The organism is Paralimibaculum aggregatum (assembly GCF_030270585.1).
GTDB lineage: Bacteria > Pseudomonadota > Alphaproteobacteria > Rhodobacterales > Rhodobacteraceae > Thermohalobaculum > Thermohalobaculum aggregatum.
The window spans coordinates 38,256-46,206 of the sequence record NZ_BSYI01000043.1; the positions used below are offsets into that span (position 1 = coordinate 38,256).

Below are 7,951 nucleotides of genomic sequence, written 5' to 3' on the forward strand. Positions count from 1 at the left end.
GCGAGGTCCAGAGCCGGTCCGTCGCAAGGCGGGGCAAAAGCGTCGCATTGTCGCCAATATCCCGTCTCGCCCTCGCCATTTCTCCGGTATCATAGTGCGAAAGCGCGGAATCCGGGGCACAAGTTGTGCTCCGACCCGACTCAGCACGCGCTAGGAGGAATTCATGGCGAGCATCGTCCTGGTCGACGACGACCGCAACATCCTGACCTCGGTGTCCATCGTGCTGGAGGCCGAGGGCTACCAGGTCTCGAGCTACACCGACGGCGCCGCGGCCCTCAACGCGCTCTCGGCGACGCCTCCGGACCTCGCGGTGTTCGACATCAAGATGCCGCGGATGGACGGCATGGAGCTGCTGCGCCGGCTGCGGCTGAAATCCGACCTGCCGGTGATCTTCCTGACCTCGAAGGACGAGGAGATCGACGAGGTGATCGGCCTGCGCATGGGGGCCGACGACTATATCCGCAAGCCGTTCTCGCAGCGCCTGCTGGTGGAGCGCATCCGCGCCGTGCTGCGCCGGCGCGAGGCGGCCGAGGAGCCGACCGCCGAGCGCGCCGAGGCCGAGAAGGTGCTGCGCCGCGGCAAGCTGGAGATGGACCCGCTGCGCCACGCCACCCTCTGGGAGGGGCAGAACGTCACGCTCACCGTCACCGAGTTCCTGATCCTGCACGCCCTCGCGGTGCGGCCCGGCTTCGTCAAGAACCGCGACCAGCTGATGGATTCGGCCTATGACGATCAGGTCTATGTCGACGACCGCACCATCGACAGCCACATCAAGCGGATCAGAAAAAAGTTCCGGAAGGTTGACCCGGACTTCAACTCCATCGAAACTCTCTACGGCGTGGGGTACCGGTACAACGAAGTCTGAGGAGCCGCTTGGACGCAGGCGATCACACCGGCCTCGAGCATGAACTCGTCGGCCTGGACAACCGTCCCCGGCCCGCAAACATGCGGGCCCGGATCATTCAGGGGTTGAAACAGTCCGCGCCGTTCTCCTCGCTGCAGCGGCGCATCATCTTCTTCAACCTCGCCGGCCTCGCCTTCCTCGTGCTCGGCGTCCTCTATCTCAACCAGTTCCGCTCCGGGCTGATCGAGCAGCGCGTCGACGCGCTCGAGACCCAGGCCGAGCTGATCGCGCTGACCATCGGCGAGACCGCCGGCTACGGCAACGGCCGCACCGACTATGACCAGGTGCGCGCCAACCTCGTGCTGGCGCGGCTCGCCCGGCCCACCGGGCTGCGCGCCCGGCTCTACGATTCGCGGATGCGGCTCACCGGCGACACGCGCAATCTCGGCACCGGGCCGGAGGCGGTGGAGACCGCCCCGCTGCCGCCGGCCGGCGCGCCGGCCTCGCCCTCGGCCCGGGCCTCGAGCGCGCTCGAGCGCACCTATGAGCAGATGACCGACATCCTGCGCCCGGCCCCGCCGCGCTATGACGAGGCGGGCCAGGGCGGCATCAGCCGCGATTTCGAGGTGCAGAGCGCGGTGCGCGGCGCCTCGCGCAGCGCCGTGCGGGTCAACGACCAGGACCAGCTGATCGTCTCGGTGGCGGTGCCGGTGCGCCGCATGGACGCGATCCTCGGCGCGCTGGTGCTCTCCACCCCCGGCGGCGACATCGACGCCATCGTGCGCGGCGAGCGGGTGGCGATCTTCCAGGTCTTCCTGGTGGCGGCGATCGTCTCCACCGCGCTGTCGATCCTGCTGGCCAACACCATCGCGCGGCCGATCAAGCGGCTCGCCCGCGCCGCCGATACCGAGGGCACCTCGGCCGCCCGCCCGCTCAACCCCGAGCGTGTCGAGATCCCGGACATGAGCCACCGCACCGACGAGATCGGCGAGCTCTCGGCGGCGCTGATCCGCATGACCGAGGCGCTCTACAAGCGCATCCAGGCGATCGAGAGCTTCGCCTCGGACGTGGCGCACGAGATCAAGAACCCGCTGACCTCGCTGCGCTCCGCCGTCGACACGATGAAATATGCCAAGACCCCGGAACAGCGCCAGCGCCTGCTCGACGTCATCGCCCATGATGTCGGGCGCATGGACCGGCTGGTCACCGACATCTCCAACGCCTCGCGCCTCGATGCCGAGCTGGTGCGCGAGCGGATGGAGAATTTCGACCTCGGCCGGCTGATCTCCATGCTCGCCGAGGTCACCCGCTCGCAGGGCGAGAAGCGCGGCGTCTCGGTGGCGGCGGAGCTGCCCGGGGGGGCGCTGACCGCCCGCGGCCTCGAGGGGCGGATCGCCCAGGTCATCACCAACCTGCTCGACAACGCGCTCAGCTTCTCGCCGGAGGGCGGCACCATCCGCATCGTCGCGCGGCAGCGCCCCGGCGGCATCCGCGTCGCCGTCGAGGACCAGGGGCCGGGCGTGCCGCCGGACAACATCACCTCGATCTTCGAGCGCTTCTATACCGAGCGCCCGGAGGCCGAGGCATTCGGCAACCATTCCGGCCTCGGCCTGTCGATCTCGCGGCAGATCATCGAGGCCCACGCCGGAAGGATCTGGGTCGAGAACATCCGCGATCCGGAGGCCGGGCCGGAGGCGCCGGTGAAGGGCGCCCGCTTCGTCTTCGACCTGCCGGCCTGAGCCTGGGAGCACAGCGTGAGCGGAGCCGAGGAATTCAAGCCGCGCATCGCGGAGCGCGCCGGGCCCGACAGCATCACGCTGCATGGCAGCGCGGTGGCGCTCAACGATCGCGGCATGCTGATCACCGGCGACCCGGGCAGCGGCAAGTCGCAGCTTGCGGCGGAGCTGCTGGCGCTCGGCGCCGGGCTGGTGGCGGACGACTGGGTGATCGTCGAGCGCGGCCGCGCCGTCGGCCTGGTGATGAGCGCGCCGGGGCCGATCCAGGGGCTGCTCGAGCTTCGCGGCATCGGCCTCGTGCGCCTGCCCTTCACCGACCAGGCCCCGCTCACCTGCATCGTCGATCTCAACCGCGAGACCACCGAGCGCCTGCCGCGGCCCGACAAGCGGGGCTTGCTCGGCATCACCTGCCCGGTCATCTTCGGCAAGGGGCGGCCCGGTCTCGCGCCGGCGCTGATGGCGATGCTGCGCGCGGGCGGGCTGCTCGATCCGGAATTCTTCTCGCTGTGAGCCCGAGCGGCCGCAGCGACCGCGCGAAGGACCGCCAGACATGGCAGAGACCGACCCGCCCCAGCCACAGCCGCCCGCGCCCGCAGCGCCGGAGGCGGAGCGCGAGCGCCCGCTGGTGCTGATCGTGACCGGCATGTCGGGGGCCGGGCGCACCACCGCGATCAACGTGCTCGACGATCTCGGCTACGAGCCGCTCAACAACTTCCCGCTGGCGCTGCTGGAGACGGTGATCGCCCCTGCCCCCGGCGCGGGCACCGGCGGGCCGGCCCGGCCGATCGCCTTCGGCATCGAGACCCGCACCCGCGGCTTCTCGACGCGGGCGCTGACGGCCAGCCTCGACCATCTGCGCCAGAGCCACGGCATCGGCGCGCTGCTGGTCTTCCTCGACTGCGCCGACGAGGTGCTGATCGCCCGCTTCAGCCAGACCCGCCGCCGCCATCCGCTGGCCCCGGCCGAGGATGCCGCCACCGGCGTCGCCCGCGAGCGCGCGATCCTCGAGGAGGTGCGTGGCCGCGCCGATGTGGTGATCGACACCACCGACCTCACGCCGCACGAGCTCAAGCAGGAGATCGCCGGCCGCTTCGGCCAGGGCCTGGTGGCCGGGCTCTCGGTCTCGGTGCAGTCGTTCTCCTTCAAGCGCGGCGCGCCGCACGAGGCCGACATGGTGCTCGACTGCCGGTTTCTGCGGAACCCCTACTGGGACCCGGAGCTGCGCGCCCTTGACGGCGGCGATCCGCGAATACAAAGCTTTGTGTCCGATGACCCGCTCTATCCCGAATTTTTCACCAGACTGTCCGAGCTGACCCTGATGCTGCTGCCGGCATACAAGGCCGAGGGGAAGGCCTACTTCTCCATCGCCCTCGGCTGCACCGGGGGGCGGCACCGCTCGGTGGCGGTGGCCGAGGCGCTGGCGCGCGAGATCGAGGCCAAGGGCTGGCCGGTGGCGCTGCGCCACCGCGAGATCGAGCGCCGCAGCCCCGGCAAGGCGGGCGCCTGATGGGCCCCGGCTGGCCGCATGCCCGCGCCTGTCGCCGCGCCGCCGCGGGGCGCCGCCCGTGATCGGCATCCTGATCATCGCCCATGGCGAGCTCGCCGGCGCGCTGCTCGCCGCCACCGAGCATGTGGTGGGCAAGCAGGCCAATGCCCGCACCGTGCCGATCTACCCCACCGACGACCTGCGCGCCCGCCGCGCCGAGATCGAGCGCATCGTGCACGAGATCGACAGCGGCGACGGCGTGGTGCTGATCACCGACATGTTCGGCGGCACCCCCTCCAACCTCGCGCTCGGCTCGCTGCAATCGGCCCAGGTCGAGGTGATCTGGGGCGCCAACCTGCCGCTGCTAGTCAAGCTCGCCAAGAGCCGCGACCTGCCGCTGGCCGAGGCGGTGCGCAACGCCCTCGATGCGGGGCACAAGTATATCGACTGCGCCAGCCAGATCCTCGATCCGGGGCGCCAGGCATGAGCGAGGCCAAGCTCCGCCGCCGCCTCGAGATCGTCAACGAGCGCGGCCTGCATGCCCGCGCCTCGGCGAAATTCGTCGAGACCGTGGAGCGCTTCGACGCCGAGGCCGATGTCACCCGCGACGGCCAGACCGTGCTGGGGGACTCGATCATGGGCCTGCTGATGCTCGCCGCCGGGCCCGGCTCCTCGATCGAGGTGGCGACCCGCGGGCCGGAGGCCGAGGCGCTGATGGACGCGCTCGCGGCCCTGGTCGCCTCACGCTTCGGCGAGCGCGCCTAGAGCCCCAGCGCCCGCGCCTCGGCGGTGCAGGCGTCCCGTGCCGGGCAGCCCGCGAGATGGTCGTTGACGAGCCCCGATGCCTGCATGAAGGCATAGACGATCACCGGCCCGCAGAACTTGAAGCCTTCTGCCTTCAGCGCCTTCGACATCGCCCGGCTCTCCGGCGTCTCGGCCGGCACGTCGGCCATGCGCAGCGGGCTGCTGTCGAGCATCCGCCCCCCGGTGAAGCCCCAGAGGAAGCGGGCGAAGCCCTCGCGCGCCTCGATCCGCTCATAGGCGCGGGCATTGCCGATGGCGGCCTCGATCTTGGCGCGCGAGCGCACGATGCCGGGGTCGGCGAGGCAGCGCGCCACCTCCGCCTCGCCCCAGCGCGCGATGCGGGCCGGCTCGAACCCCTCGAAGGCGGCGCGGAAGTTCTCGCGCTTGCGCAGGATGGTGATCCAGGCGAGCCCGGCCTGGAAGCCGTCGAGCACCAGCTTCTCCCAGAGCGCGCGGGACCCGGTCTCCGGGCGGCCCCATTCGGTGTCGTGATAGGCGACGTATAGCGGATCGGTGCCGCACCAGGTGCAACGCTCGGACATCGGGGCTCCGTCTCGGTCTCGGTTGGGCGGGGCTGTTAACCATCTGTTTAGAACATTTGCCGAACATACTGCAAGGGTCGTCTCGACCGGTGCGGCCCATGTTGCGGAAAGCGGTGTGTCATGGGTGAGCGTGCAGGGCTTGGCAGCGGCGGGGACGGGCCGGCCGGGGATCATGCCGCGCCGGAGCCCGGGCGCCCGCATGCCCTGCTGCTGGTCTCGCTGGTCAATCTCGCCGCGCTCGAGGCCTTGCTGGGGGAGGACTGCGCCGCCGAGCTGCTGCGCGCCGCGGCCCGGCGCCTCGCCGCGGCGGCCCCCCGCGCCGGCGGGCTCTGGCAGGCCGGGGCGCGGCGCTTCGCGGTCGGCGTGCCCGGGCTCGGCGCCGAGGGCGCGGAGCGGCTCGCGGCGGCGCTGGCCGCCGCCCTTGCAGAGACCCCGGTGCCGACCCGGCGCGGCCCGCTCGGGCTGCGCATCGCCATCGGCTGCGCCGCGGCGCCGGATGGCGATGCCGCCCGCCTCGGCGATGCCGCGCAGGCGGCGCTGGCGGCGGCAGAGGCGGCAGGTGGCGGCATCCGCGTGCTCGCCGCCGATGCCGCATCGGCGGCCGCACGCCAGGCTGGGCGTTCCGCCGCCGCCGAGGCGGCCATGGCCTGCACCGCGGAGGGCGCCCTCAGGATCGGCTTTCGCCCGGTGCTGCGCGCCGGCGCCCGCATCGCCAGCTTCCACATCGCCCATCCCCGCATCGGCTCGCGGGCCCGGGACGAGATCGCCCCGGATGCCGCCGCGCTCGGTCTCCTGCCGCAGATCGACCGGGCGGTTCTCGCCGGCGTCCTCGCGACGCTGGAGACCGCGCCGCGCGCGCGCATCGCCATTCCCGTTGCCGTCGAGAGCCTGGAGGACCCGGGCTGGAGCGCCGCACTTGCAGCCTCCGGCAAGGCGCGAGATCACCCGGCGGAGCGCCTGATCCTCGCGGTTTCCGGCCCCGGCGAGGCGCTGCTGCGGCTCGGCCCGGCGCTGGCGCGGCTGCGTTCCCTCGGCCCGGCCCTGGCGCTCGATGCCGGCCGGCCCGGCGGGCCCGATCCGCTGGCGCTGCACGCCCTGCGGCCCGACATCCTCACGCTGCCCGGCCCGCTTCTCGGCCGCGCCGCCGGCGATCCGGCGCTGCATCATGCGATCGCGCAGACGGTGGGGCTGGCGGAGCGGCTGGAGACGATGACCGTCGCCCTCGGCCTCGGCAGCGCTGCGGAGGCCCGGGCGGCGCAGCGTCTGGGAATCGACTATCTCGAGGGCTACCGCCCCGGCGCAGAGGGCATCGGGCTCAGCTCAGCCCCGGCCCCGCTTCTTGCCCGCATCCTCTGACGCGGGCGCCGCGCCGGCCTCGGGCTCGGCAGCGCTGGGTGCAGCACCGGGCGCCGCGCCGGCCTGGCCGCCGCCGAGCGACTGGAGCTGGGCCTGCATCTCGGCGAGCTTGCGCTGCAGCGCCTCGATGTCCGAGCCGATATCCGCCGGCCCCGATCCGCCCGACGGGGCACCGCCGGCGCCGGGCTCCTGGCCCGCGCCCGGCGCGCCGCCGGCAGCGCCCGGCGCACCGAACGGGCCGAACATCCGCATCGCCCGCTCGGCAAACTCCATGTTGGACCGCGCGAGGGTCTCGAACGAGGCCATCGCCGGGTTCTGCCCGAAGGCCTCGCGCATCCGCTCCTGGTTGCGCGAGAAGGCCTCCATCGAGGCGTCGAGATAGCCCGGCACCACCGATTGCAGCGCATCGCCATAGAGCCGGATCAGCTGACGCAGGAAGTTGGTCGGCAGCATGTTCTGCCCCTTCGCCTCCTGCTCGAAGATGATCTGCGCCAGCACCGAGCGCGTGATGTCCTCGCCGGTCTTCGCGTCGAACACCTGAAAATCCTCGCCACCCTGAACCATCTGGCTCAGGTCCTCCAGCGTCACGTAACTGCTCTTGGCCGTGTTGTAGAGCCGGCGGTTGGCGTATTTCTTGATGATGATCGGTCCGTCGCCGGAATGTTTCGGATTTGCCAAGACGCTCTCCCCAGAACGGCGCAGTTACAGGACTGCGGTACTCTCGCACCGCATGCGCCGCACCGCAACACCCTTCTCGCGGCACTCCGCCCGGCGCCCCGCCGGGGCCGGCTTGGCGGATTGGTCGCATATGCCCGGTTTCCACGCTGTGGAACTCTCGCCCCCGACGCCGCGGCACCGGCCCGCGGCCCTGGCAGCGGAGGAGATCTGAGCGATGGGCTCTGTGGTTATTGTATCTGCGGCACGGACGGCGGTTGGGAGCTTCAACGGGTCGTTCGCGTCGGTACCGGCGCACGAGCTCGGGGCGGTGGCGATCGGTGCGGCGCTGTCGCGGGCCGGGGTTGCGGCGGCGGATGTGTCGGAGACGATCCTCGGGCAGGTGCTGACGGCGGGCCAGGGCCAGAACCCGGCGCGGCAGGCGCATATCGCGGCCGGGCTGCCGATCGAGGCGGCGGCCTGGGGGATCAACCAGGTCTGCGGCTCGGGCCTGCGGGCGGTGGCGCTT

General features: G+C 71.9%; 10 protein-coding genes. 8 read left to right on the plus strand and 2 right to left on the minus strand.

What is annotated here, in order from left to right:
* Positions 1-163: 163 nt before the first annotated feature.
* From QSJ97_RS20035 to QSJ97_RS20060, 6 genes are all read left to right on the plus strand, one after another.
* On the plus strand, positions 164-865 hold the full coding sequence (locus QSJ97_RS20035) for a response regulator transcription factor (RefSeq protein WP_285673934.1): 702 nt from the start codon (positions 164-166) through the stop codon (positions 863-865).
* A gap of 104 nt (positions 866-969) precedes the next feature.
* On the plus strand, positions 970-2,583 hold the full coding sequence (locus QSJ97_RS20040; RefSeq protein ID WP_285673935.1) for a stimulus-sensing domain-containing protein: 1,614 nt from the start codon (positions 970-972) through the stop codon (positions 2,581-2,583).
* Between the two features lie 15 nt (positions 2,584-2,598).
* The gene (locus tag QSJ97_RS20045; protein ID WP_285673936.1) at positions 2,599-3,090 is read left to right on the plus strand and encodes an HPr kinase/phosphorylase; all 492 of its coding nucleotides are present in this window, start codon (positions 2,599-2,601) and stop codon (positions 3,088-3,090) included.
* Between the two features lie 40 nt (positions 3,091-3,130).
* Positions 3,131-4,087, plus strand: a complete 957-nt coding sequence (rapZ, locus tag QSJ97_RS20050; protein ID WP_285673937.1) for an RNase adapter RapZ — start codon at positions 3,131-3,133, stop codon at positions 4,085-4,087.
* Positions 4,088-4,145: 58 nt separating this feature from the next.
* Positions 4,146-4,553 (plus strand): PTS sugar transporter subunit IIA, encoded by a 408-nt coding sequence (locus QSJ97_RS20055; RefSeq protein ID WP_285673938.1) that lies wholly within the window; start codon positions 4,146-4,148, stop codon positions 4,551-4,553.
* Positions 4,550-4,831 (plus strand): HPr family phosphocarrier protein, encoded by a 282-nt coding sequence (locus QSJ97_RS20060; RefSeq protein WP_285673939.1) that lies wholly within the window; start codon positions 4,550-4,552, stop codon positions 4,829-4,831. Before QSJ97_RS20055 ends, QSJ97_RS20060 begins: the two co-directional genes overlap by 4 nt.
* Here the strand turns inward: QSJ97_RS20060 and QSJ97_RS20065 are convergent.
* Positions 4,828-5,412 carry a DNA-3-methyladenine glycosylase I gene (locus QSJ97_RS20065; RefSeq protein ID WP_285673940.1) on the minus strand — a complete coding sequence of 195 codons (585 nt, stop codon included), beginning with the start codon at positions 5,410-5,412 and terminating at the stop codon, positions 4,828-4,830. The two genes, QSJ97_RS20060 and QSJ97_RS20065, sit on opposite strands and share 4 nt — an antisense overlap.
* A 120-nt stretch (positions 5,413-5,532) precedes the next feature.
* Between QSJ97_RS20065 and QSJ97_RS20070 the strand changes: the two genes are divergently transcribed.
* Entirely contained in the window at positions 5,533-6,768 is a 1,236-nt protein-coding gene (locus QSJ97_RS20070) for an EAL domain-containing protein (RefSeq protein WP_285673941.1), read from the plus strand.
* Here QSJ97_RS20070 and phaR read toward each other — a convergent pair.
* A complete protein-coding gene (gene phaR / locus QSJ97_RS20075; RefSeq protein ID WP_285673942.1) occupies positions 6,733-7,446 on the minus strand; it encodes a polyhydroxyalkanoate synthesis repressor PhaR in 714 nt (237 codons plus the stop codon). The genes QSJ97_RS20070 and phaR overlap by 36 nt on opposite strands.
* A 214-nt stretch (positions 7,447-7,660) precedes the next feature.
* On the opposite strand from phaR, the gene QSJ97_RS20080 reads away from it, so the two are divergent.
* Positions 7,661-7,951: thiolase family protein (locus QSJ97_RS20080; RefSeq protein WP_491630629.1), on the plus strand; the 291-nt coding region annotated here is incomplete at its 3' end.

What these genes read in the sequence shown, in the direction of transcription:
- QSJ97_RS20035 (WP_285673934.1), top strand. Translation starts at nt 164, where the DNA reads ATGGCGAGCATCGTCCTGGTCGACGACGACCGCAACATCCTGACCTCG.
- QSJ97_RS20065 (WP_285673940.1), bottom strand. Translation starts at nt 5,412, where the DNA reads ATGTCCGAGCGTTGCACCTGGTGCGGCACCGATCCGCTATACGTCGCC.
- rapZ (WP_285673937.1), top strand. Translation starts at nt 3,131, where the DNA reads ATGGCAGAGACCGACCCGCCCCAGCCACAGCCGCCCGCGCCCGCAGCG.
- QSJ97_RS20060 (WP_285673939.1), top strand. Translation starts at nt 4,550, where the DNA reads ATGAGCGAGGCCAAGCTCCGCCGCCGCCTCGAGATCGTCAACGAGCGC.
- QSJ97_RS20070 (WP_285673941.1), top strand. Translation starts at nt 5,533, where the DNA reads ATGGGTGAGCGTGCAGGGCTTGGCAGCGGCGGGGACGGGCCGGCCGGG.